22 protein-coding genes are annotated in these 21,670 nt (G+C 71.3%); 14 read left to right on the top strand and 8 right to left on the bottom strand.

Annotated features, from left to right (window positions below; all coding sequences use genetic code 11):
- Positions 1 to 3: 3 nt before the first annotated feature.
- The 7 genes from E1287_RS06515 to E1287_RS06485 all read right to left on the bottom strand — a co-directional run bounded on the left by E1287_RS06515 (position 4) and on the right by E1287_RS06485 (position 7,399).
- On the bottom strand, positions 4 to 1,797 hold the full coding sequence (locus tag E1287_RS06515; protein ID WP_131963911.1) for an ABC transporter ATP-binding protein: 1,794 nt from the start codon (positions 1,795 to 1,797) through the stop codon (positions 4 to 6).
- Positions 1,794 to 2,852, bottom strand: a complete 1,059-nt coding sequence (locus E1287_RS06510; protein WP_131963910.1) for an iron-siderophore ABC transporter substrate-binding protein — start codon at positions 2,850 to 2,852, stop codon at positions 1,794 to 1,796. The genes E1287_RS06515 and E1287_RS06510 overlap by 4 nt, the downstream gene beginning before the upstream one ends.
- 87 nt (positions 2,853 to 2,939) lie before the next feature.
- A complete protein-coding gene (locus E1287_RS06505) occupies positions 2,940 to 3,833 on the bottom strand; it encodes an ABC transporter ATP-binding protein (RefSeq protein WP_207934053.1) in 894 nt (297 codons plus the stop codon).
- Positions 3,834 to 3,836: 3 nt separating this feature from the next.
- A complete protein-coding gene (locus E1287_RS06500; protein ID WP_131963909.1) occupies positions 3,837 to 4,913 on the bottom strand; it encodes an iron chelate uptake ABC transporter family permease subunit in 1,077 nt (358 codons plus the stop codon).
- A complete protein-coding gene (locus E1287_RS06495) occupies positions 4,910 to 5,968 on the bottom strand; it encodes an iron ABC transporter permease (protein ID WP_131963908.1) in 1,059 nt (352 codons plus the stop codon). The genes E1287_RS06500 and E1287_RS06495 overlap by 4 nt, the downstream gene beginning before the upstream one ends.
- A gap of 121 nt (positions 5,969 to 6,089) precedes the next feature.
- Entirely contained in the window at positions 6,090 to 6,800 is a 711-nt protein-coding gene (locus tag E1287_RS06490) for an anti-sigma factor (RefSeq protein ID WP_131963933.1), read from the bottom strand.
- On the bottom strand, positions 6,797 to 7,399 hold the full coding sequence (locus E1287_RS06485) for a sigma-70 family RNA polymerase sigma factor (RefSeq protein WP_131963907.1): 603 nt from the start codon (positions 7,397 to 7,399) through the stop codon (positions 6,797 to 6,799). The genes E1287_RS06490 and E1287_RS06485 overlap by 4 nt, the downstream gene beginning before the upstream one ends.
- Before the next feature lie 127 nt (positions 7,400 to 7,526).
- On the opposite strand from E1287_RS06485, the gene E1287_RS06480 reads away from it, so the two are divergent.
- The 4 genes from E1287_RS06480 to E1287_RS06465 all read left to right on the top strand — a co-directional run bounded on the left by E1287_RS06480 (position 7,527) and on the right by E1287_RS06465 (position 11,703).
- The gene (locus E1287_RS06480; RefSeq protein WP_131963906.1) at positions 7,527 to 9,152 is read left to right on the top strand and encodes a molybdopterin-dependent oxidoreductase; all 1,626 of its coding nucleotides are present in this window, start codon (positions 7,527 to 7,529) and stop codon (positions 9,150 to 9,152) included.
- Positions 9,153 to 9,202: 50 nt separating this feature from the next.
- The gene (locus E1287_RS06475) at positions 9,203 to 9,844 is read left to right on the top strand and encodes a fasciclin domain-containing protein (RefSeq protein WP_131963905.1); all 642 of its coding nucleotides are present in this window, start codon (positions 9,203 to 9,205) and stop codon (positions 9,842 to 9,844) included.
- 174 nt (positions 9,845 to 10,018) lie between these two features.
- Positions 10,019 to 10,357 carry a metalloregulator ArsR/SmtB family transcription factor gene (locus tag E1287_RS06470; protein WP_243718682.1) on the top strand — a complete coding sequence of 113 codons (339 nt, stop codon included), beginning with the start codon at positions 10,019 to 10,021 and terminating at the stop codon, positions 10,355 to 10,357.
- Positions 10,358 to 10,359: 2 nt separating this feature from the next.
- Complete coding sequence (locus E1287_RS06465) at positions 10,360 to 11,703, top strand: alpha/beta fold hydrolase (RefSeq protein WP_131963903.1); 1,344 nt, start codon at positions 10,360 to 10,362, stop codon at positions 11,701 to 11,703.
- 9 nt (positions 11,704 to 11,712) lie between these two features.
- Here E1287_RS06465 and E1287_RS06460 read toward each other — a convergent pair whose 3' ends face one another.
- The gene (locus E1287_RS06460; protein WP_131963902.1) at positions 11,713 to 13,077 is read right to left on the bottom strand and encodes an MFS transporter; all 1,365 of its coding nucleotides are present in this window, start codon (positions 13,075 to 13,077) and stop codon (positions 11,713 to 11,715) included.
- Positions 13,078 to 13,267: 190 nt separating this feature from the next.
- Between E1287_RS06460 and E1287_RS06455 the strand changes: the two genes are divergently transcribed.
- From E1287_RS06455 to E1287_RS06410, 10 genes are all read left to right on the top strand, one after another.
- Positions 13,268 to 13,939, top strand: coding sequence for a GntR family transcriptional regulator (locus E1287_RS06455; protein ID WP_131963901.1), 672 nt, complete (start codon positions 13,268 to 13,270; stop codon positions 13,937 to 13,939).
- A 73-nt stretch (positions 13,940 to 14,012) separates the two neighbouring features.
- A complete protein-coding gene (locus E1287_RS06450) occupies positions 14,013 to 14,867 on the top strand; it encodes a DUF1989 domain-containing protein (protein ID WP_131963900.1) in 855 nt (284 codons plus the stop codon).
- 3 nt (positions 14,868 to 14,870) lie between these two features.
- Positions 14,871 to 15,662 carry a 5-oxoprolinase subunit PxpA gene (locus tag E1287_RS06445; protein WP_131963899.1) on the top strand — a complete coding sequence of 264 codons (792 nt, stop codon included), beginning with the start codon at positions 14,871 to 14,873 and terminating at the stop codon, positions 15,660 to 15,662.
- Positions 15,659 to 16,786 carry a branched-chain amino acid aminotransferase gene (locus tag E1287_RS06440; RefSeq protein WP_131963898.1) on the top strand — a complete coding sequence of 376 codons (1,128 nt, stop codon included), beginning with the start codon at positions 15,659 to 15,661 and terminating at the stop codon, positions 16,784 to 16,786. Before E1287_RS06445 ends, E1287_RS06440 begins: the two co-directional genes overlap by 4 nt.
- Complete coding sequence (locus tag E1287_RS06435) at positions 16,783 to 17,385, top strand: RraA family protein (RefSeq protein WP_207934052.1); 603 nt, start codon at positions 16,783 to 16,785, stop codon at positions 17,383 to 17,385. Before E1287_RS06440 ends, E1287_RS06435 begins: the two co-directional genes overlap by 4 nt.
- The gene (locus E1287_RS06430; protein ID WP_131963896.1) at positions 17,382 to 18,080 is read left to right on the top strand and encodes an RraA family protein; all 699 of its coding nucleotides are present in this window, start codon (positions 17,382 to 17,384) and stop codon (positions 18,078 to 18,080) included. Before E1287_RS06435 ends, E1287_RS06430 begins: the two co-directional genes overlap by 4 nt.
- 5 nt (positions 18,081 to 18,085) lie before the next feature.
- The gene (locus E1287_RS06425; RefSeq protein WP_131963895.1) at positions 18,086 to 19,474 is read left to right on the top strand and encodes a dipeptidase; all 1,389 of its coding nucleotides are present in this window, start codon (positions 18,086 to 18,088) and stop codon (positions 19,472 to 19,474) included.
- A complete protein-coding gene (locus tag E1287_RS06420) occupies positions 19,475 to 20,122 on the top strand; it encodes an RraA family protein (protein ID WP_131963894.1) in 648 nt (215 codons plus the stop codon).
- Entirely contained in the window at positions 20,119 to 20,754 is a 636-nt protein-coding gene (locus E1287_RS06415) for an allophanate hydrolase subunit 1 (protein ID WP_207934051.1), read from the top strand. Before E1287_RS06420 ends, E1287_RS06415 begins: the two co-directional genes overlap by 4 nt.
- Positions 20,751 to 21,644, top strand: a complete 894-nt coding sequence (locus E1287_RS06410; RefSeq protein ID WP_131963893.1) for a biotin-dependent carboxyltransferase family protein — start codon at positions 20,751 to 20,753, stop codon at positions 21,642 to 21,644. The genes E1287_RS06415 and E1287_RS06410 overlap by 4 nt, the downstream gene beginning before the upstream one ends.
- The last annotated feature ends 26 nt before the right edge of the window (positions 21,645 to 21,670 follow it).

The following is a 21,670-nucleotide window of genomic DNA, read 5'->3' as shown; positions in this document are numbered from 1 at the left end:
GACCTAACTGCCTTCTCGCCAGGCTCGCCACAGCCGCGCGTACCGGCCGTCTTGGGCGACCAGTTCTTCGTGGGTTCCGTGTTCGACCACGCGGCCCGCGTCCAGGACGGCGATCCGGTCGGCGGTCATCGCCTGGGTCAGCCGGTGCGCGACGAACAACGTGGTACGGCCCTGGCATGCGGCGAGGACGGCCCGTTCCAGTTCGGCGGCGCCCTGGCTGCCCGCCTCGGCGGTCGACTCGTCCAGCACCACGACCGGTGCGCGGCCCAGGACCAGGCGGGCCAGGGCGATCTGCGCGACCTTGGTGACGTCGAGGCGTTCGCCGCCCTCGCCGACCCTGGTGTCGAGGCCGTCGGGCAGCGCGTCGACCCATTCGCCTGCGCCGACCGTGCGCAACGCGTCCATCAGCTCGGCGGTGGTCGCGTTCGGTGCGGCGAGCCGGAGGTCGTCGGCGAGCGGGCCGGAGAACACGTGCGTCTCCTGCGTCAGGATGCTCACCAAGGTCCGCGCCCCGGCCTCGTCCAGGTCGGCGAGGTCCGTCGAGCCGATGCGGACCGAGCCCTTCTGCGGGGTCCCGATGCCCGCGACCAGCGCGGCCAGGGTCGACTTGCCCGCGCCCGTCGCCCCCACCAGCGCGAGCGAGCCGCCGGACGGGATCGCCAGGTCGACGTCCCGGAGGACGGGCTCCTCGCCGCCGGGATAGGTGAACGTCAGCCCCTCCACCGCCACCGGGTACGCGGCGGCGGTGGGCGGCGGGGCGGCCGGGTCGCCGACCAACCGGTCCTCGGCGGCCTCTCCCAGGACGCCGACCAGCCGGGTCAGGCTCGCGCCCGACTTCTGCGCCTCGTCGAAGGTGAACATGATCGAGCCGAGCGGATTGAACAGCCGGTGGAACAGCAGCGGCGCCGCCGCGACCTCGCCCAGGGTGGCGGCGTCCGCCTCCAGCAGCGCGTACCCGACCACGATGATCAGGACGAGCCCGATGAACTCCGCGCGGTTCTCCCGCCCGACGAACCGGCCGAAGAACCGGAACACCTCGATGCCGAGATCGCGGACGCGCCACGACTCGGCGGTGACCTTCGCGCGGAAGGCGTCCTCGAGCCGGTACGCCCGGACGGTGCCGATCCCGTTCAGGCCGCTGATCAGCGCCTGCGCCCGGTCGGCCTGCGCGGCCCGCTGCCGCTGGTAGAGCGGGGCGGACCGGGGCAGGTACCAGCGCAGCGCCAGCGTGTAGGCGGGCAGCGCGCCCGCGCCCGCCAGGCCGAGCCGCCAGTCCAGGCCGAACATGCCGCCGGTGGCGATGACGACCAGGACGCCCGCCGAGAAGACGGTGGGGACCGCCGTCCGGATGCCCTTGGACACCACGGCCACGTCGTCGCCGACCCTGGAGAGCACGTCGCCGCGCCCGACCTGCTCGATCCGCGCGCTCGGCATCCCCAGCACCGCCCGGACGGCGCCTTCGCGGAGCCGCGCCAGCAGGTCCGCGCCGAGCCGTCCGATCAGGTACGTCGACGCGGCGGTGGCGGCCGCGCCGAGCAGCGCGGCGCCCACCATCAGCGCGCCGATCGTGACCAGGATCGACTGCGGCTCGCCGCCGGCCACCCCGTCCGCCACGCGGCCGAGCAGCAGCACCGGCAGCACCTGGAGCGCCGCCCCGGCCACCGTCGTGAGGACGGTCGCGGACGTCAGCCACGGCACGTCCCGGCAATGCGAGGCGACCCATCGGGCCGCCTCGCGTCCGGTCGCCGTGTGCAGGGTCGCCGTCGTCCCCGTGGCGCGTGTGTCGGTGGTGCTCACCCCTGGGCGGCTGCTGCCTTGACCAGCTCGTCGATCGCATACGGCAGGGACAGCAGCGTGCCCTGGGACATGGCCGCGCCGATCGCCGGGCCCTCGCTGTCCAGCAGGTAGGACACCTTCCCGCCCTTGACTGCGGAGAGGTTGGCGAACAGCTCGAACTTCTTCAGCGCCTCCTGGTCCGCCTTGTCGTTGATGACGAAGATGCGGTCGACGTCGATGAGGTCCATGCGCTCGGGGGACAGCACCGTGAAGAACTTGCCGCCCGCGATCTTGTCGATCTCGGCGGCGCCCTTGAAGCCGATGCCCGAGAGCAGCCGTCCGCGCACGTCGGTCGTGGTGAACGGCGCGATCGAGTCCTTGTACCAGGACACGGCGACGGCGGTCTGGCCCGCGAAGGCCGGGTGCGCCTTGCGGGCGGCGTCGAGCTTGGCCTGGATGTCCTGCACCAGCTTCTTGCCCTCGGCCTCCTTGCCGAGGGCCTTGGCGATGTGCACCGCGTTGTCCTGCCACGGCGCGCTGAACGGCTCCTTCTCCGCCTTCGTCCGGCCCACCGTCGGGGCGATCTTGGAGAGCTTGTCGTAGGCGGCCTGGTCGATCTCGGAGTAGACCGCGATGATCAGGTCGGGGCGCAGCGCGGCGATCTTCTCGAAGTTCGGGCCGGTGTCGCCGTTGTTCATGACGACCTCGGGCCTGGCGTCGCCCCACTTGTCCTTCACCCAGGGCCACTGGGTGTTGATGTCGGGGGATGTGCCCGCCGGGTTCGGGTACTGGTCGACCATGCCGACGGGCTTGGTGCCGAGCGCCAGGATGGCCTGGTCGTCGGTGTAGCCGACGGAGACGACCCGCTTCGGAGCCTCGGTGATCTTCGTGGACCCGAACGCGTGCTCCACGGTGACCGGGAAGACGCCGCCCGCGGCGGCCTGCGCGCCGCCGTCCGCGTCGTCCGAGGAGTCGGAGCCGCAGCCCGTGAGGAGCGCGGCGCCGAGGGCCGCGGCCGACAGGAGCGCGGCCGGCCGCCGCCGGGATCTCGGACGTGTCAGTCGGGGGAGTGGCATGCGAAATCCCTTGCTTTCCAGGCCGGACGCCGCTGGATCGTTCCAGAGCAGACGTACATTAACAGGCGTAAATAAGGGCAGCCTAACCTAATTAGGATCTTCTTCTCCATCGGGGTCCCGCCTCCGACCAGGGCGGACGTGGGCGCCGCCGGGGCGGACGTGGGTGCGGCCGATCGGGACGATCAGCGGACGGTCGCCCACCGGGTCGTCGATCACCTCCGCGCGCAGGCCGAACGCCTCGTCCAGCAGCCCGGCGGTGATCACGTCCCGCGGATGCCCCTGCGCCAGGACCGTCCCCGCCCGCATCACGATGAGGTTGTCGCTGTAGCGCGTCGCCAGGTTGAGGTCGTGCAGGACCATGACGACGGTGCGTCCCGACTCGTGCAGGTCGTCCACCAGGTCGAGGACGTCGATCGCGTGCGCCAGGTCCAGGTAGGTGGTCGGCTCGTCCAGCAGCAGCAGGTCGGTGCCCTGAGCCAGGGTCATCGAGATCCAGACGCGCTGGCGCTGCCCGCCGGACAGCGAGTCCACCGGACGGTCGGCCAGGTCGGACACCCCGGTCATGGCGAGCGCGCGCTCCACGACGGCGGCGTCGTCCGACGACCACTGCCGCAGCCAGCTCTGGTGCGGATGGCGGCCCCTCGCGACGAGGTCGGCGACCGTCAGCCCGTCCGGCGCCACCGGCGCCTGCGGCAGCAGGCCGAGCCTCTTGGCGACGTTCCTGGTCTTGAGCTTGGCGATGTCCTCGCCGTCCAGGACGACCGTGCCCTTCGACGGCCTGAGCAGCCGCGACAGCGTCCGGAGCAGGGTCGTCTTCCCGCAGCCGTTCGGGCCGATGATCGTCGTGATGACCCCGGGCGGGATCGCCACGTCGAGGCCGTCGATGACCGTCCGACCGCCGTACCCGACCGTGACGCCCCGCGCGGCCAGCGGCGCGTCGGCCTGCGTTTCAGCGGTCACTGGATCTCCTTTGCTCGGCATCGCCTACCCCCGTGTCGCCTGGCGGAGGTTCGCCCGCACCAGCAGGTAGACGAGGAAGGGCCCGCCGATCGCGGCGGTGACCACGCCGACCGGCAGCGTGACCTGCAGCGCGGTGCGCGCCACCAGGTCCGAGCCGATCAGCAGCAGCGCGCCCACCAGGCCGGACGCCACCAGCGGCGGCGTCGGGCAGCGCGCCAGCCGCATCGCCACCTGCGGCGCCACCAGCGCGACGAACGGGACCGGCCCCGCCGCGCTCACCGCCACACCGGCCAGCAGCACCGCGCACAGCAGCATGACCGCCCGCACCGCCGAGTACCGGACGCCCAGCCCCGCGGCGACGTCGTCACCGAAGGTCAGCTGCCTGAACTGGAACGCGGCGGCCCCGACGACGGCCAGCAGGACGGCCGCGCACCAGAGCGGCACCCGGATGTCGTCCCAGGAGCGTCCGTCCAGCGAGCCGATCAGCCACGCCTGGGCGCGGGCCACGTCCCTGATGTCGGCGGTGACCAGCAGCCAGGCAGTGAGCGCCTGCATCAGCGCGTTCATCGAGATGCCGATGAGGATGAGCCGGAAGCCGTCGATCCCGCGCCGCCAGGCGAGGAAGTACACCAGCAGACCGGTGCCGAGCCCGCCCGCGAGCGCCGCCGCCGACATGCCCACCGACCCGGCGACCAACGCGGACACCCCGCCCGAGACCGTCACCAGGAACACCGCGACCGCGCTTGCGCCACCCGTGATCCCCAGAACGTCCGGGCTGGCCAGCGGGTTGCGCGCGATCGACTGCGTGATCGCCCCGGACACCCCCAGCGCGACCCCCACGACGAGCCCGGCCAGGGCGCGCGGCATCCGCAGGTCCATGATCACGAACTCGTCGACCCGCTCGCCCCGGCCGAGGATGGTGGCGATCACGCGGGGCAGCGCGATGGGGAAGTCGCCGACGCCGATGGACAGGCAGAACACCAGGAACGCCGCCGCCGCCAGCACCACCGTGACGAGGACGGGCCAGGGCCGCCACATGAACGACACCCGCCCGAGCCGCACACCCGGCGTCACGGACCGCTTCACATCCGTCTGGTTCATGCGGTCTTGAGCTTTCCGCGCCAGACCAGAGCCGCGAAGAACGGGGCGCCGAGGAGGGCGACGACGATGCCCGCGTCCAGCTCGCCCGGCCGGACGACGACGCGTCCCACGATGTCGCACACCAGCAGGACGACCGCCCCGAGCAGCCCCGCATACGGGACGAGCCATCGGTAGTCAGGCCCGGTCAGATACCGGGCGACATGGGCGACCATGAGCCCGAGGAACGCGATCGGGCCGCACGCCGCCGTCGCCGCGCCCGCCAGCAGGGTGATGGCGGCGATGCCGACCGTCCGGGTCAGCGCGATGTTCACCCCGAGCCCGCGCGCCACGTCGTCGCCCAGGTTGAGCAGGTTGATGGCGGGCAGCATGATCACCGTCAGGACCAGCCCGGCCGCGATGAAAGCCGACACCGGCCAGATGACGTCGAACTTCACCCCGGCCACCGAGCCCGCGTTCCAGAACCGCAGCGCGTTCAGCGACGCCTTGTCCGACAGCGCGACCGCCGTGGTCATCGCCGCCAGGAACACCGCGACCCCCTGCCCGGCCAGCGCGAGCGTCAGCGGGTTCCCGGCCCCGCGCCCGATGCTCGCCAGCCCGAACACGACGACCCCGGCGACCGCCGCCCCCAGGAAGGCGAACCAGACGTACTGGAACGGGTTCGCGAGCCCGAACAGGGAGACCGCCGACACCACGGCGAACGAGGCACCGGCGTTCACTCCGAGCAGCCCCGTGTCGGCGATCGGGTTGCGCGTGCACCCCTGGATCAGCGCCCCGCCGATCCCCAGGGCGACGCCCGCCACGATCGCGAGCACCGTCCGCGGCACCCGGACCGTCCGCACGATGAGCCTGATCTCGGTGAGCCGCTGGTCGGCGTCCGATGCCGCGAACAGCCCCTGCCATACCTCGCGGGGGCTCAGCGCCCGCGCGCCGACGACCATCGACAGCGCCCCCGCCGTCAGCAGGACGGCCACGAGCACGCCAAGACCCACGACCCGCCGCCGGCGTGCGGCCGCGACCCGGGACACCGGCGGCCGCTTGGCGATCACCGTGCTCATCCGCGTCCGCCGATTCCGGCCAGCACCACAATTCCTCCGAAACGGCGGCAAATAAGGGCAGCCTAACCTCATCAGCCGGAACTGCCGCGCTCCACCCCCGTGATCCGGAACCCGCCCTGGATCAGCCGAGGGCGACGGTCAGGAGCGGAGGGCTGGTCGGTTGAGGGGAGCCGCCCGCCGGTTCGATGGTGACGCCGAAGCGCTGCGCGTTCCCGAGGCCGACCGTAATGACCGGGCGTTGCCGTCCCGACGGGTCCAAGGTTCCGGCGGAGCGTGGCGCGGTCGGGCCAAGCCACCACATCTGGTACGTCTTGGCTGGTGGCAGATGCTGTAGCCGGGCCGTGGTGACGACGGCTTTGCCGAGTGAGCGGGACGACACGACGGTGACGGTGGCGGCTCCTTGGGCGCGGGCGGTGGAGGTGTGCGCGTCCGGTGCCGTCATCACTGCCGTGACCTGGCGGTTCAGAGCTCGTTCCTGGTCGGCGGAGCGGTGGTAGTGCCAGGTCGTGCCGCCGCCGATGAGCGCCAGGACCAGGCACGCCGCGGCGGCGATCCGGCTCAGCCCGCGGGTGCGGGGGGACGGCAGGCGGCGGGCGAGCGGAGGGGGCGACTGCCGGGTCCGGGCGATCTCGGCCATGACGCGTTCGCGGAGCCGGTCCGGTGGGCGGCGGGCGGCGGCGAGCGCCAGCCGGACCGTGGTCTCGCGGAGTCCGGCGGTCTCCTCGGCGCAGGCGGTGCAGCCCGGCAGGTGGCGCTCGAAGCGGCGCCGTTCGGTGTCGCCGAGCGCGTCCAGGACGTAGGGTCCGGCCAGGTCGTGCGGGTCGTGGGTCATGGCTGGACTCCCAGGCAGTCACGCAACCGGATGAGTCCGTCGCGCATCCGGGTCTTGACGGCGGCGAGGCCGACGCCGAGCAGTTCGGAGACCTCGCGGTAGGTGTAGCCGCCGTAGTAGGCCAGGGTGATCGATTCACGTTGCGTCTCGGTGAGGCTGCTCATGCAGCGGCGCACCTGCTGGTGCTCCAGCCGGGTGCCGACCTCTTCGGCGACCTCGTCGTAGCCGGGCGCGGGCGCGGCGGTGCGCTCCTCGCGGTCGCGGTCGGCCTGGCTGGAGCGGACCCGGTCGACGGCGCGGCGGTGCGCCACGGTCAGGACCCAGGACGTCGCGCTGCCGCGTTCGGGCCGGTAGTGCGACGCTTTGCGCCACACCTCGACCAGCACGTCCTGCGCGATCTCCTCCGCTTGCGCCGGGTCGCGGACGACCCGCAGCGCCAGCCCGTACACCGGACCGGACAGCAGCTCGTACACCTGCCCGAACGCGTCCTGGTCGCCGCGGGCGACACGGCCGAGCAGCTCGGCCAGCTCGGGCGTACCGCAGGACGCGGCACCGATCGGCTTCAGTGTTCTGGGCGGCTCGCCGGCCGGCTCGGTCATCTCCACACCGTTGGTTCGGAGCGGATGCCCTCATGGATGGGCCCAGGATCCGCTGAAGAACGCGACCCATCCACGTGTCGTCCGGCCCCGAACACCCGGTGTGACAGCGAAACGAGCGACTGGGCGAATGCGGTGGGTCACCGCCGCTCTGCGCGGACTGCTCGCCGCAGCCGCCGCGATGGGAACCGCGGAGCTCGCGGCCGGTGCGCTCGGACGCGTGTCGTCCTCTCCGCTGCCGGCCGTCGGCGCGGGCTTCATCGACCTCACACCGGTGTGGTTGAAGGACTTCGCGATCCGCCATTTCGGGAGCGACGACAAGACGGTCCTGCTGATCGGCCTCGCCGCCGGCGTCGCCGCGGCCGCGCCCGCCATCGGGCTGCTCGGCCGGCGCAGGCTCGCCTGGGGCCTGCTCGGGCTCGCCGCGTTCGGAACCGTCGGGATCGTCGCGGCGCTGACCAGGCCGGTCGCCGAGCCGGTGGACGCGGTGCCGGCCACGGTCGGCGCGCTCGCGGGCATGGCCGCCCTGACCCTGCTGACACGTGGCACGGGGGGCGACGCCAGGAGCCGGACGGCCGGGCTGGAACGCCGTCGCCGCGACACCGGACCCGAGCCCACAACAGAACCCGAGCAGGACGCCGAGCCCGGGCAGGACGCCGAGCCCGAGCGACCCTCCGCCCCGGGCGCCGAGGTCGGTTGGCGGCGGGCGCTGCTGACGGGCGCGGGGGTGATCGGCGTCGCCGCGGTGAGCGGCGTATCCGGGCGGATGCTGCTGCGCCGCGGTGATGTCTCATCGGTCCGGGCGGACGTGCGGCTGCCGCGTCCGGTCAGCCCTGCGCCTCCGGTCCCGGCGGGCGCCCAGGTGCGGGTCCCTGGCATGACGCCGTTCCGTACGTCCAATTCCGACTTCTACCGGGTCGACACCGCGCTCGTCCTGCCCCAGGTCGATCCCCGGGACTGGACGCTGCGGATCCACGGCATGCTCGCCCGCCCCGTCGAGCTGACGTTCGACGACCTGCTGCGCCTGGCGCTGATCGAACGCGACATCACCGTGTCGTGCGTGTCGAACCAGGTCGGCGGCGACCTGGCCGGGAACGCCCGCTGGCTCGGCGCGCCGCTCGGACCGCTGCTGCGCAGGGCCGGGGTGCTGCCGGGGGCCGACCAGATCCTGTCCCGCTCGTCCGACGGCATGACGCTCAGCACCCCGCTGGAGACCGTGCTGGACGGCCGCGACGCGGTCCTCGCCGTGGGGATGAACGGCGAGCCGCTGCCGGTCGCGCACGGCTTCCCCGCCCGCTTGGTGGTGCCCGGCCTGTACGGATACGTGTCGGCGACCAAGTGGGTCGTCGACCTCAAGGTCACCCGGTTCGCCACCGACCAGGCGTACTGGACCAGACGCGGCTATGCCGAACGCGCGCCGGTGAAGACCTTCTCCCGCATTGACGTCCCCAAGCCGTTCGCCCGCCTCAAAGCCGGACCCGTCGCCGTCGCCGGTACGGCCTGGGCCCAGCACCGCGGCATCGACGCCGTCGAATGGCAGGCCGACGACGGGCCATGGCGTCCGGCGCGGCTCGCCCCGGGCCCCGGCATCGACACCTGGCGGCAGTGGGTCGCCGAGTGGGACGCCGTCCCGGGCTCGCACACGCTCCGCGTCCGCGCCACCGACAAGACCGGAACGACCCAACCCGAGCCACGGTCACCGCCCTTCCCGGACGGGGCCACCGGCTGGCATTCGGTGGTGGTCACCGTGACCTGACCACGGCAGCCGACGAAATCGACAGCTCTCCAACCCCGAAGGAGTTCACCATGAAACGCACCCGAATCGCCGTCGGCGTCCTGTCCGCGGCGGCCCTGACTCTCGGGCTCACAGCCTGCTCCGGGGGAGACGACGACAACGGCTCCAGTGTCGCGTCCCCTGGCACGTCCGCTCCCGCCCCGGCCGGCACCGGCGCCGCCGCGCCCGCGACGGACAAGCCGTTCGGTTCGGCGTGCTCGGCCGTCCCCGCGTCCGGCAAGGGCAGCTTCAGCGGCATGTCCACCGACCCCGTCGCGACCGCCGCGTCCAACAACCCGGTCCTGTCCACGCTGGTCAGCGCGGTCAAGCAGGCCGGGCTCGTCGACACCCTCAACTCCGCCCAGAACCTCACCGTGTTCGCGCCGACCAACGACGCGTTCAAGAAGATCCCCAAGGGCACGCTCGACAAGGTGATGGCCGACAAGGAGATGTTGAAGGGCATCCTGACCTACCACGTCGTCGGCCAGAAGATCGCGCCGGGCGGGCTGTCGGCCGGCAGCTTCGAAACCCTCCAGGGCGCCGCCCTGACCACGGGCGGCTCGGGCGATTCCTACACGGTCGGCAAGGACAAGGCGAACGTGGTGTGCGGCAACGTCCAGACCGCCAACGCCACCGTCTACATCATCGACTCCGTCCTGATGCCGCCCAAGTAACAAGGCGGTACAGCCGGACGGCCGGGGCCCAGGCACGACCGGGCCCCGGCCGTCGCATGCCCACCCCCGACCCGCCTGATCCACGGCCTCGCGAGCCGTCCGACACGGCGAAGTGCGAACATACACTTGCGCATATATATGTCAGTGTGTATGTTCATGGGTATGGTCGACAGCGTGCAACGGCGATTGACGGCGATCTCGGAGCCGAACCGGTTCCGGATCGTCGAGTTGCTCAGGGACGGCCCACAGTCGGTGGGCGGAATCGTCGACGCGCTCGGTGTGGGCCAGCCGCAGGTGTCCCGGCATCTGCGGCTGCTCCTGGACGCGGGCGTCGTCGAGGTGACCAAACGGGCCCAGCAGCGGATCTACCGGCTGCGGCCCGAATCGATGCGCGAGCTGAGCGACTGGGTGCAGCGGTTCGCCGGCCTGTGGTCGGAACGCATGGACCGACTCGGCGCCTTCCTCGAAGAGGACGACTCCGCACCCGACGCGGCGACCCAGGAAGGAGTTTGACCATGTCCGAAGACGGCATCGTGATCGACGAGGCGAGCAACACCGTCCGCATCAGCCGCACCTACGCCGCCGGCGTCGACCGCGCCTGGTGGGCCTGGACCGACGCCGAGGCGATCAGCCGGTGGTGGGGTCCCCAGGGCTGGGCCGCGACCGTCTACGAGATGGACGTCCGGCCCGGCGGAACCTGGCGATTCCAGATGGCGCCGGTGGACGGATCGGCCTCTCCGGTCCGCATCATCGCCACCTACACGGCGATCGCCCCTCGGGCCGAGTTGAGCTACGAGGACACGTTCGCCGACGAGGCATGGCGGTCCGACGACACGGGCACGTTCCCGACCTCGGTCACCTTCGTCCCGGCTGGCACCGGCTGCACCGTCGAAGTCGCCGCGACCTTTCCCGACGGCCGGGCGCTGCGGCGGGCCGTCGAACTCCAGATGGCCGAAGGGTACGCCGAGGCCCTCGACCGGCTCGCCGGCCTGCTGGACGCCCCGCACGACGATCACATTGACGCATCAACAACCGAAGGAGAATCCACCATGTCCGCCCTTTCCACCATCACCTCCGCCGACGGCACCACGATCGCCTACGAGAAGTCCGGTTCAGGCCCCGCGATCATCGTGATCAGCAACGTCGCCGAGGACCACACCGGCGTCGCGGGCCTGGCCGAGGCACTGTCAAAGGACTTCACCGTGATCAGCTTCGACCGCCGCGGCCGCGGCGCCAGCGGTGACCCGCAGCCCTACGACCCGGCATCAGAGATCGACGACATCGCCGCGCTGATCGACGTCGTGGGCGGCTCGGCGGCCCTGACCAGCGGATCCGGTGGCTGCGGCCTCACACTCGACGCGGCCAGCGCACTGGGCGGCAAGGTGACGGGCGTGTATCTCTACGAGCCGCCGTTCATCGTCGACGGCTCCCGGCCCCCGGCGCCCGCCGGCTACGTCGAGCACCAGGAGGCACTGGTCGCGGCGGGCAAGCGCAGCGAGGCCGTCGAGTACTTCATGACCGAGATGATCGGCGTCCCGGCCGAGTACATCCCGGCGATGAAGCAGGACCCGTCCTGGGACACGATGGTCAAGTACGCCCACACCTACGCCTACGACGGCCGGATCATGCGCGGACTCCAGGACGGGAAGCCGCTGCCCGCCGACCGCTGGTCGATCGAAGCGCCGGTCGCGGTGGCGGTCGGCGGCAACGGCGAGGCCTTCATCCGCGCGGGCGCCAACGCGCTGGCCGCGATCCTGAAGAACGCCTCCGTGCTGACTCTGGCCGACCACGACCATTCCGCGTTCTGGATGGCCCCGGAGCCGGTCGCCCGCCAGGCACGCGACTTCCTGCTCGGCTGACGACCACGCTCACCTCCCGCGGGGTGCTGCGGCTTCGTTGAGTGGGCGGCCGTTCGTTTCCGGGGCCATGACCAGGGAACTCACGGCGCCCACGGCGCTGACCACACCGACGATGATCATCGTGCCGGAGATTCCGGTCCGCTCCAGGAGGACGGGGACGGCGAAGGTCCCGATGATGGCGCCGATCCGGCTGACCGACAGGCCGATGCTGAAGGCCGTCGCGCGGATCTCGGTGGGGAAGATCTCGTTCGGGTAGATCCACTGCAGGATCGTCGGGCCGCCGATCGCCAGGGCGTACACGGCGAAGAGGATCACCACGACGATCGCCGTGGCGTCGGAGAAGGCGCCGAGCGCGAGCAGGGCGGCGCTGGCGATCATGAAGGGCCAGATCAGCAGGGTTCTTCTGCGCCACCGGTCGGCGACCAGGGTGGCGAGGATCGTCCCGGCGAGGAAGAACAGCCCGACCAGCACGGAGCCGATGTCCACCGCGCCCTTCCCGCTGAGGTCGAACGCCTCCAGGAGTTTGGGAGCGAACGCGTAGATCGCGTAGACGGGGGCTATCGAGCACGCCCAGAAGGTTCCGACGAAGATCGTTCTCTGGAGGTAGGGGGACTGGAAGACCAGTTGGAAGCGGGTCGGAGCGGACTCCTCGCCAATGCCGTCGAGGGTCGCGTCCGGCCCGTAGACCTTCTGGACGACGCGGAGCGCCTCGTCCGTCCGGCCCTTGCTGATCAGCCAGCGTGGCGACTCGGGCGTGCCGATGCGCAGTACGGCCAGCAGGGCGCCGATGACGGCGGGGGACAGCAGGATCCACCGCCACGCCTCCGGTCCGAGTTGCAGCAGCGCCGCGCCGACGAGGTAGGCGGCGGCGTTGCCGGCCGTCCACATGATCGTTTGCAGTCCGATCAGCTTGGCTCTGGACTTGCGCGGGGCGAACTCGGCCAGCAGCGATGAGGCGATGGGGTAGTCGGCGCCGATCGCGATGCCGAGCAGCACGCGCAGGACCAGGAGTTCCACGGGACCGGTGACGAAGAACTGCGCGATGCACAGCAGCGTGATCGCGGCGATGTCGGCCACGTACATGATCCGCCGCCCGAGCCGGTCGGTCAGGTAGCCGACCCCGACGACGGCCGGGATGCCGAGCAGGGGGGCCACGGCCAGGATCCCCTGCCACGTTCCGGACAGCTGCCACTGGTCGGCGATCTGCGGAAGCGCGAAGCCGATGACGCCGAGGGCGAAGCCGTCCAGGAACGGTCCACCCGAGCAGAACATCGTGAGCTTGCGGTGGAACGCGGTCAGCGGGGCGTCATCGATGACGTTCGAGGCCGGCCTCGCGCTGGTGGGCGGCGAGGTGAGGGGGTCGGGAGTGGTCATGGTTCCTCCCATCGGTGGTTCCGGCAGGCGAGCGCCGCCGAAGTCAGGAGGACCATAGATTGCTCAACAATCTGTCGTCAATAGTGAGTTCGAGAGTGGTGCTCAGTGCACATACTCCAGAACCGCAGGGTCTGATGCCTGATGCGACCCCGCTTGATTGTTGAGCAATATCTGAGCTAGCCTTCCCGGCATGTCACTCGATACCGCCGAGTCGGAGGCGGCCAGCGCCGCTGAACGGATAGCCGGGCTACTGCGCGACAGGATCCTGGAAGGTGAGCTGCCGCCGGGCTCGCCCCTGCGGGAGGTCTCGCTCGCGACCGACCTGCAGATCTCCCGCAACACCTTGCGGGAGGGCCTGCGCCAGCTGGCGCTGGAGGGGCTGGTGGCGCTCGTCCCGAACCGGGGGGCGGCGGTCAGGCGGCTCATGGCGGCGGACGTGCGTGACATCTACCGGGCGCGAAGAGCGCTGGAGGTCCAGGCGGCCACCGCGAGCGCTCTCGCGGAGGACGAGCAGTTCACCGACATGGAGGCGGCGGTCATCGCCGGGGAGCGGGCCGAGCGGGAGCGTGCCTGGGGCGCCGCGAGCACCGCGAGCCTGCGCTTTCACCAGGCGCTGATCGCCCTGCTGGGCAGCCGCCGGCTCGACGACTTCTTTCACTCCCTTCTTGCCCAGCTCCGCCTGGCCTGGGGCGAGACGCAGGACGAGGAACTCTTCCAGCGCTCGTGGGCCGGACGCGATCGCGAGCTGTTCGACCTCCTGCGCACGGGCAGCCGGACGCAGGGAGTGGGCGCGCTGCTGGTCTACCTCGACGACTCCGAGCGCCAGACCCTCGACACGCTCCGGCGTGTGCGCACGGCCTGAACGGCCCCCCGACCCCCTGAGACGGTCGTCCGTACTCGGCCGTCTCTCCGTTCCACGCCTTGAGAGGTATCCGATGAGCCACCCTCCCGCCGCTTACCAGCCGAAGGCCGGCAGTGTCCTGGACGTCGACAGGCCCTTCTACGATCGCCTGGCCGAACGGACGGACGAGCGCAAGCCCGTCGAAGAGTTCGTCATCCCGATCCGCTCCGGACGCGCATGGGAGGTCCCGGCCGGACACCTGTGCCGCGTGATCACTCCCGAGGGCCCGCAGGTCGGCGACTTCAATGTGTGGAACCGCCACAATCCGCGGGAGCGGCTGTGGGCGGCGCGGACCCGCCAGTTGCAGAGCGCTCACGTGACCAGGTACGACCGGCTGTGGTCCACGCTTCCCTACCTGCGCCCGTTGCTGACGATCACTAACGACACGCTGGAGTCCTACGGAGTGGACGATGACGGCGGGCGGGTGCACGACCTGCTCGGCTCACGCTGCGACCCGTACGTGAACCGCATTCTCAGCGACGAGGACTTCGACTTCCACTGCCATTCGAACCTCGTCCGTGCCGTGCTGCCCTACGGGCTGACCGAGTTCGACGTCCACGACGTGCTCAACATCTTCCAGTGCACCGGCCTCAACGATGAGGACCGGTACTTCATGAAGGCCTCACCCGCGAAGCCGGGGGACTTCTTCGAGTTCTTCGCCGAGCAGGACCTGCTGTGCGCGCTGTCCACCTGCCCGGCGGGCGACCTGTCGATCCCCCTGTGGGGCCCGGACGCCCGTGATCCGCTGGAGGTGTGCAGGCCGCTCGCGGTCGAGGTGTACCGGCCGGACGCCGGGCTGCTCGAAGGATGGAGCCCGCCGCCGGTCGCGTCCTACGCCGGGCTGCACGGCATCGACCTGCCCGCTTGGCCGACCGATGGTGCGGAGTAGCCGATGGCGGGCACGACACCGCGGTCCCTCGATCTGAACGCCGATCTGGGGGAAGGGTACGGCCGCTACACCCTCGGCGGGGACGCCGCCGCCATCCCCCTCATCACGTCCGCGAACATCGCTTGCGGATTCCACGCCGGTGACCCGCGCACCCTGGACGCGGCGGTGGCCGCAGCGGCCGAGCACCGGGTAGGGGTCGGCGCACATCCCGGCTTCCCCGACAGGGTGGGCTTCGGGCGGCGAATGATGGCCCTGAGCTCCGAAGAGATCACCACCGACGTCGTGTACCAGATCGGAGCGGTGCAGGCGTTCTGCCATCGCCATGGAACCCGGCTGCGGCACGTCAAGCCGCACGGGGCACTGGGCAACCTGGCCTGGAAGGACGACCGGGCGGCCGAGGCCGTGGCGGCCGCGGTGGAGTCCGTGGATCCGCGGCTGATCGTCATGGCATGGCACGGTTCCGCGCTCGAAAGGCAGGCCCGCCGCAGGGGACTCACGGTGGCCAGGGAGGCGTTCCTGGACCGTGCCTACGCTCCCGACGGAACGCTCGTCCCCCGTTCGCAGCCGGGAGCGGTGCTGCACGGCGAGGAGGAGATCCTGCACCGTGTCCGGCGGTTGGCGCGCGACGGAACCGTCGAGGCCGTCGACGGGACGGTACTGGACGTCGCCCCCGACTCCCTTTGCCTGCACGGTGACACGGCCGGGGCGGTCGATCTGCTCGCCAAGGTCGGCGCCGCACTAAGGGCGGAAGGCGTGACCCTGCGAGCGTTCCGCGGAACGGGGGAGGAGCGATGAGCGCGCCGCCGACTCCGCCCGGCGAGGACCTCGAATTCCAGCGCCTGCCCGTGACACCGGGTCCGCCGTCACAGCGGGCCGCCATCCTGGCCGATCCCGTTTTCGGACGGACGTTCACCGACCACATGGTGACGGCCCGCTACACGGAGGAGGCGGGCTGGCACGGCTTCACCGTCGGCCCCTTCCGAGAGCTGCCGCTTTCCCCGGCGACATCGGCTCTGCATTACGGGCAGGCCATTTTCGAGGGCCTGAAGGCGTACCGGCAACCGGACGGATCGGTGGCCCTGTTCCGTCCGGAACTGAACGCCGCACGCTTCGCGGCGTCCGCCGCGCGCATCGCCATGCCGCCGTTGCCGCGGCCTGCGTTCCTGGCAAGCCTCGGCGCCCTGTTGGAGGCCGACCACGCATGGGTGCCGGACGGTGCGGACAGGACTCTCTACCTGCGGCCGCTCATGATCGCCACTGACGAGGCGGTCGTCGCCGCGGCCTCCCGCACCTACCTCTTCGCTCTCTTCGCGAGCCCCGCGGGCGCGTATTTCGACGGCGGAATCCGGGCGCTGCGGGTCTGGGTCGAACGCGACCAGGTACGGGCGGCGCGCGGTGGCACCGGCGCGGCCAAGTTCGCCGGGAACTACGGCGCCGGCCTGCTCGCCCAGAAACTCGCGCGGGAGCGCGGCTGCGACCAGGTGATCTGGCTCGACCCGGAGCGGCGCCGGTTCGTCGAGGAACTCGGGGCGATGAACCTCTTCCTCGTCGCCCGGGAGGAAGGCGGGGACGTGCTGCTCACGCCTCCCCTGAGCGACAGCCTGCTGGCCGGGGTGACCCGCGACTCGATCATCGGGCTCGCCCGTGACGGCGGCATGACCGTCCGGGAGGAACCGATCGCCATCGAGCGGTGGCAGGACGGGGCGCGTGACGGCACCATCCGCGAGGCGTTCGCCTGCGGGACGGCGGTCGCGGTCGCGCCCATCGGAAGCATTCATGACGCGACCGGACACTTCGTCATCGGCGACGGCCAGCCCGGTCCCGTGACCCTCGCCCTCGGGCAGCGCCTGCTCGACCTCCAATTCGGCCGCGCAGAAGACACCCACGGATGGCGCCACACCGCCTGGAAGGCATCATGACCACCTCCCCGTTCCCCGGAGCCGCGTCCATTCACGAGGCGGCAGGACGCATCGGGGCACTGCCCGGCAGGTTTCGTCCCGTGACACCCGAGATGCGGGCCTACGGCCCCGCCTACCCGGTGCGCTGCCCGGGAGGCGACAACCTGTGGCTCCACCGGGCGATCGCGGCCGCCCCACCCGGCTCGATCCTGGTCGCCGAGACCGGCGGCCTGACCGAGTTCGGCTACTGGGGCGAGATCATGACCCGCGCCGCCCGGGCGAGGGGCCTGGCCGGGCTGGTCATCGACGGCGGCGTCCGGGACACCGCGGCGCTGGCTTCGCTGGACTTCGCCGTCTTCAGCAGCGGCGCGTGCATCCGGGGGACGGGCAAGGACCCGGCACGCGGCGGGGCGCTGGCGGTGCCCGTCCTACTCGGCGATGTCCTGGTCCGCCCGGGCGACCTCGCGGTGGGCGACGCCGACGGCGTGGTGGTCGTCCCCGCGGACGCGGCCGGCGCGACCGTCGAGGCCGCACGCCGCCGGGACCTGGACGAGACCGCGATCATCGCCCGGCTCGAAGCCGGCGAGACCACCCTCGGCATCTACGGGCTCCCGGCATGACCGATCACGATGTCGGCAGGCTGTCCAGGCTGGACACCTGCCTGCTCAGCGATGCGCTCGCCGCCGAATCGGTCCCGGGCGTGCCGTCCGGCCTCGTCCCCGTCATCGCGGGCCGCTCCTTCGCCGGACGCGCCGTCACCGTCGACCTGGGCCCGGCCGGTTCCGCCGACCCGGCCGGGTCCGCGACCGCGGCCGTCCGCCATCTCGGGACCGCCGCCCTGGACGCCGCCGCCCCCGGCACCGTCATCGTTGTGGCCCACCACGGGATGACCAGCGTGGCGGGCTGGGGCGGAATCCTCAGCCGGGGCGCGGTGCGGGCCGGGGTCGCCGGAATCGTGGTCGACGGCGCGGTACGAGACGTCGACGAGATCCACGAACTGGGCCTCGCCGTGCACGCCGCCGCCGTCACGCCGCGGTCGGCTCGCGGAACGGTCGTGGAACGCGGCTGGAACTGCGAGATCGACGTCCAGGGCGTCACGGTCGCCCCCGGCGACCTGGTCCGCGCCGACGGCTCCGGCGTTGTGATCGTCCCCGCGTCGGTGGCCGGCAGGGTCCTGGACACGGCCGAGAGGCTCGCCGAAAAGGAGGCCGCCATGGCGGCGGCCGTTCAGGACGGCGTCGCGATGAGCCAGGTCATGGGCGCCGCCTACGAGGGCGCCATCCAGGCGCGGCCCCACCGCCACGAGAGGACATGACGACCATGACAGCACCTGAGGCCGTGCGTTCCTATATCGCGGCCGGAAGCGAAGCCTTCTTCGCCGATCTCGCGGAATGGCTCGCGATTCCGTCCATTTCCAGCGACCCGCACCATGCGGACGACGTCCGGCGGTCGGCGGAGTGGCTCGCGACCGCCCTGCGGTGGGCGGGCTTCCCGATCGTGGAGATATGGCCGACCGGCGGCCATCCGGCCGTGTACGCGGAGTGGCCCGCCTCCCTGCCGTCGGCCCGGACGGTCCTGGTCTACGGGCACCATGACGTCCAACCGGTCGATCCCGTCGAGGCCTGGGACACGGCGCCCTTCACCCCCACCGTGACCGGGGACCGCATGTACGCGCGGGGTGCGTCCGACGACAAAGGGCAGGTGCTCTTTCACGCGCTCGGAATCCGCGCGCACCTGGCGGCCACCGGCCGGACAGCGCCGGCCGTCACCGTGAAACTGCTCATCGAAGGCGAAGAGGAAGCTGGGTCGCCGCATTTCGAAGCACTGGTCCGGCGGCACGCCGACCGGCTGGCGTGCGACCTGGTGGTCAACTCCGACTCCGCGATGTGGTCGGCCGACGTCCCGACCACCTGTACTGGAATGCGCGGCATGGTCGCCGCACAGGTCTCTTTCCGCGGGCCCGCCGACGAAGTCCATTCCGGTTCCTTCGGAGGCGCGATCCCCAACCCGCTCACCGAACTGTGCCGGGTCCTGGGCGGACTGCACGACAGCCGATCCCGGGTCACCATCCCCGGCTTCTACGACCGCGTCATCGAACTCACCGACACCGAACGCGACCTTTTCGCCAAGCTTCCTTTCGACGAACGGGAATGGCTGTCCACCGCCCGTTCCCGCGCAGCCCACGGCGAAGAAGGCTTCACCACCCTCGAACGCGTCTGGGCCCGGCCGACCGCCGAGGTCAACGGCATGTGGGGCGGCCACACCGGCCCCGGCATGAAGACGATCATCCCGCGCGAGGCCCACGCCAAGGTCTCCTTCCGCCTGGTCGCCGACCAGGAACCGGCCGAGGTGCGGGAGTCCTTCCGCCGCTGGCTGCGAGAACAGGCTCCGCCGGGCATCGCCGTCGACGTGGAGTTCTTCGGGGAGGGGACCATGCCCTGTCTCACCCCACTCGACCACCCGGCCTTGGAAGCGGTGACCCGGTCTCTGGAGCGGGCCTTCGACCGTCAGGTGCTCTACACGCGCGAGGGCGGGTCCGGCCCGTCCGCCACCCTGGCCGAGGTGCTGGACGCCGCCGTCGTCTTCCTGGCGGTCACCCTTCCCGATGACAACTACCACGGGCCGAACGAGAAGACCGAGATGCCGTTGCTCCTCAAGGCAGCCGAGGCGGTCGCCCATCTGTGGTCGGACCTGGGAAGCGAGAACTAGATGGCCATCGACCAGCGCGAATGGCGCGATCTCGGCACCAGCACGGTCTCCGACGCGCTCGACCGTGCCGGGATCGCGGGGCAGATCCCCGCGATCGCGCCGCTCGAACCGTCCTTCCGGCTCCTCGGCCCTGCTTTCACGGTCCGGTACGGTCCGGTCGGCCAGGACGCGGGCACGGTCGGCGACTACATCGACGAGGTACCGCCGGGCTCTGTCGTCGTACTCGACAACCAAGGACGCGCGGACGTCACCGTCTGGGGCGACCTGCTCACGCTGACCGCCCACCGCCGGCGGCTGGGCGGTACGGTCGTCAACGGGACCTGCCGCGACACCGACGTCGCCCTGGAGACGGGCTATCCGATCTTCTCTCGGCACCGGTGGATGCGCACGGGCAAGGACCGGGTCCAGGTCGAGGACGTCCAGGGCCCCGTCAACTGCGGCGGAGTCCGCATAGAGCCGGGCGATCTGCTCGTCGGGGACGCCGACGGAGTCCTCGCCGTCCCCGCCTCCAGGGCCGAGGAGGTCCTGCGGTACGCGATGGACATCGCCCGAGCAGAGCAGGCCATCCGGGAACAGATCGTGAACGGCGCGTCCCTGCGGGACGCCCGCGCCGCCGTCGGCTACCACCACCTGCAGACGCGGCGGTGAACCACGACCCCGTGATCTGCGCCGCTCACCCGGTCGGCGACCGTGCCGTGCTTCTCGATCTGGACGGTCCTGAGTCTGTACGGCGCGTCCACGCCGACTTGGTGCGTCACCCCGTGGAAGGCATCGTCGATGTGGTGCCCGGTGCCCGGACCGTCCTCCTGATTGCTGAACAGGGCCGAAGCCGGGCCTTGGGCATAGCCGTCCAGCGCGCCCGGAAGCCGATGGACACGACAGCCACACAGCTGACGGAGAGAACCGTCAGGTTGCCGGTGCGCTATGACGGCGCCGATCTGGCCGAAGTCGCCGCACGGTGCGGAATGTCCATCGAAGAGGTGATCGCCAGACACAGCCGCCGCACCTATGCGACCGCGTTCCTCGGGCTCGTCCCCGGATTCGCCTACCTCACCGGCCTCGACCCCGCACTCCACCTCCCTCGACGAGAGAGCCCGCGTACCTGCGTCCCGGCGGGCTCCCTGGCCATGGCCAGCGAATACACAGGCGTCTATCCGTGCTCGTCACCGGGCGGTTGGCACCTGCTCGGCACCACCGACTCGGCACTGTGGGACGTGGAACAGCACCCCCCTGCGCTGCTCACCCCAGGCACCACCGTCCAATTCGACCCGATCCGATGAACCCGCGGCGAGAACTGCTGATACACCACCCCGGCACTCTGACACTGGTGCAGGACCTCGGCCGACCCGGCCACGCGTCGCTCGGCGTCCCACCCTCCGGAGCGGCCGATCCCTCCGCACTGAAGCTGGCCAACCGCCTGGTCGGCAACCCCGAGAACACCGCCGCCCTGGAAATCACCCTCGGCGGCCTCATCGCCGAATTCACCACCGGACGCTGGCTCGCGCTCACCGGAGCCGAACCGCCCGCGCGACTGGACGACACGCCCCTGGCAGCGAACGCCCCCCACTTCGCCCGGCCAGGCCAGATCCTGCGGCTCGAGCGCCCATCCTGCCGCGGCCTGCGCACCTACCTTGCGATCTCCGGCGGCATCGACGTTCCGCCGGTACTGGGCAGCCGGTCGACAGACCTGATGTCCGGACTCGGCCCACCGCCCCTGCGGAACGGCACAAGACTGCCACTCGGACCATCGACCGCGGCCGCGCTCAACGTGGACATCGCACCTGTCCCCGGCCCAGCACCGACACCGACGCTGGACATCGTCCCGGGCCCCCGCGACGACTGGTTCATCCCACAAGCCCTGACCCTGCTGACCAGCAACGAGTACACGGTCACCAGTGAAGCCAACCGGATCGGCATCAGGCTCAGCGGCCCTGCCCTGACCCGGCGCGAAACCACCGAGCTGCCCTCAGAGGGCATGATGACCGGCGCGCTTCAGGTGCCACCCACCGGCCTGCCGATCCTCTTCCTCAACGACCACCCCACGACGGGCGGCTACCCGGTCATCGCCGTCGTCACGACGGCGAGCCTCCCGAGTGCGGCGCAACTCGTCCCCGGCGACACCCTCCGCTTCCGCCTCACGACGTCCAGGCCCAGCCAACGCTGGCAATAAAGCCTGTGCCTCGCGGTACCCGCCGC

It is taken from the genome of Actinomadura sp. KC06 (assembly GCF_004348735.1).
Taxonomy (GTDB): Bacteria; Actinomycetota; Actinomycetes; order Streptosporangiales; family Streptosporangiaceae; genus Spirillospora.
This window is presented reverse-complemented; position numbering and strand designations above follow the sequence as displayed.

Bases quoted from the DNA above. Each gene is read 5' to 3' on its own strand.
- E1287_RS06410 (WP_131963893.1), top strand. From the start codon at position 20,751: ATGAACCCGCGGCGAGAACTGCTGATACACCACCCCGGCACTCTGACA.
- E1287_RS06475 (WP_131963905.1), top strand. From the start codon at position 9,203: ATGAAACGCACCCGAATCGCCGTCGGCGTCCTGTCCGCGGCGGCCCTG.
- E1287_RS06490 (WP_131963933.1), bottom strand. From the start codon at position 6,800: ATGACCCACGACCCGCACGACCTGGCCGGACCCTACGTCCTGGACGCG.
- E1287_RS06510 (WP_131963910.1), bottom strand. From the start codon at position 2,852: ATGCCACTCCCCCGACTGACACGTCCGAGATCCCGGCGGCGGCCGGCC.
- E1287_RS06500 (WP_131963909.1), bottom strand. From the start codon at position 4,913: ATGAACCAGACGGATGTGAAGCGGTCCGTGACGCCGGGTGTGCGGCTC.
- E1287_RS06505 (WP_207934053.1), bottom strand. From the start codon at position 3,833: ATGCCGAGCAAAGGAGATCCAGTGACCGCTGAAACGCAGGCCGACGCG.
- E1287_RS06480 (WP_131963906.1), top strand. From the start codon at position 7,527: ATGCGGTGGGTCACCGCCGCTCTGCGCGGACTGCTCGCCGCAGCCGCC.
- E1287_RS06495 (WP_131963908.1), bottom strand. From the start codon at position 5,968: ATGAGCACGGTGATCGCCAAGCGGCCGCCGGTGTCCCGGGTCGCGGCC.
- E1287_RS06425 (WP_131963895.1), top strand. From the start codon at position 18,086: ATGACAGCACCTGAGGCCGTGCGTTCCTATATCGCGGCCGGAAGCGAA.
- E1287_RS06445 (WP_131963899.1), top strand. From the start codon at position 14,871: ATGGCGGGCACGACACCGCGGTCCCTCGATCTGAACGCCGATCTGGGG.
- E1287_RS06450 (WP_131963900.1), top strand. From the start codon at position 14,013: ATGAGCCACCCTCCCGCCGCTTACCAGCCGAAGGCCGGCAGTGTCCTG.
- E1287_RS06485 (WP_131963907.1), bottom strand. From the start codon at position 7,399: ATGACCGAGCCGGCCGGCGAGCCGCCCAGAACACTGAAGCCGATCGGT.
- E1287_RS06435 (WP_207934052.1), top strand. From the start codon at position 16,783: ATGACCACCTCCCCGTTCCCCGGAGCCGCGTCCATTCACGAGGCGGCA.
- E1287_RS06465 (WP_131963903.1), top strand. From the start codon at position 10,360: ATGTCCGAAGACGGCATCGTGATCGACGAGGCGAGCAACACCGTCCGC.
- E1287_RS06440 (WP_131963898.1), top strand. From the start codon at position 15,659: ATGAGCGCGCCGCCGACTCCGCCCGGCGAGGACCTCGAATTCCAGCGC.
- E1287_RS06430 (WP_131963896.1), top strand. From the start codon at position 17,382: ATGACCGATCACGATGTCGGCAGGCTGTCCAGGCTGGACACCTGCCTG.
- E1287_RS06460 (WP_131963902.1), bottom strand. From the start codon at position 13,077: ATGACCACTCCCGACCCCCTCACCTCGCCGCCCACCAGCGCGAGGCCG.
- E1287_RS06420 (WP_131963894.1), top strand. From the start codon at position 19,475: ATGGCCATCGACCAGCGCGAATGGCGCGATCTCGGCACCAGCACGGTC.
- E1287_RS06455 (WP_131963901.1), top strand. From the start codon at position 13,268: ATGTCACTCGATACCGCCGAGTCGGAGGCGGCCAGCGCCGCTGAACGG.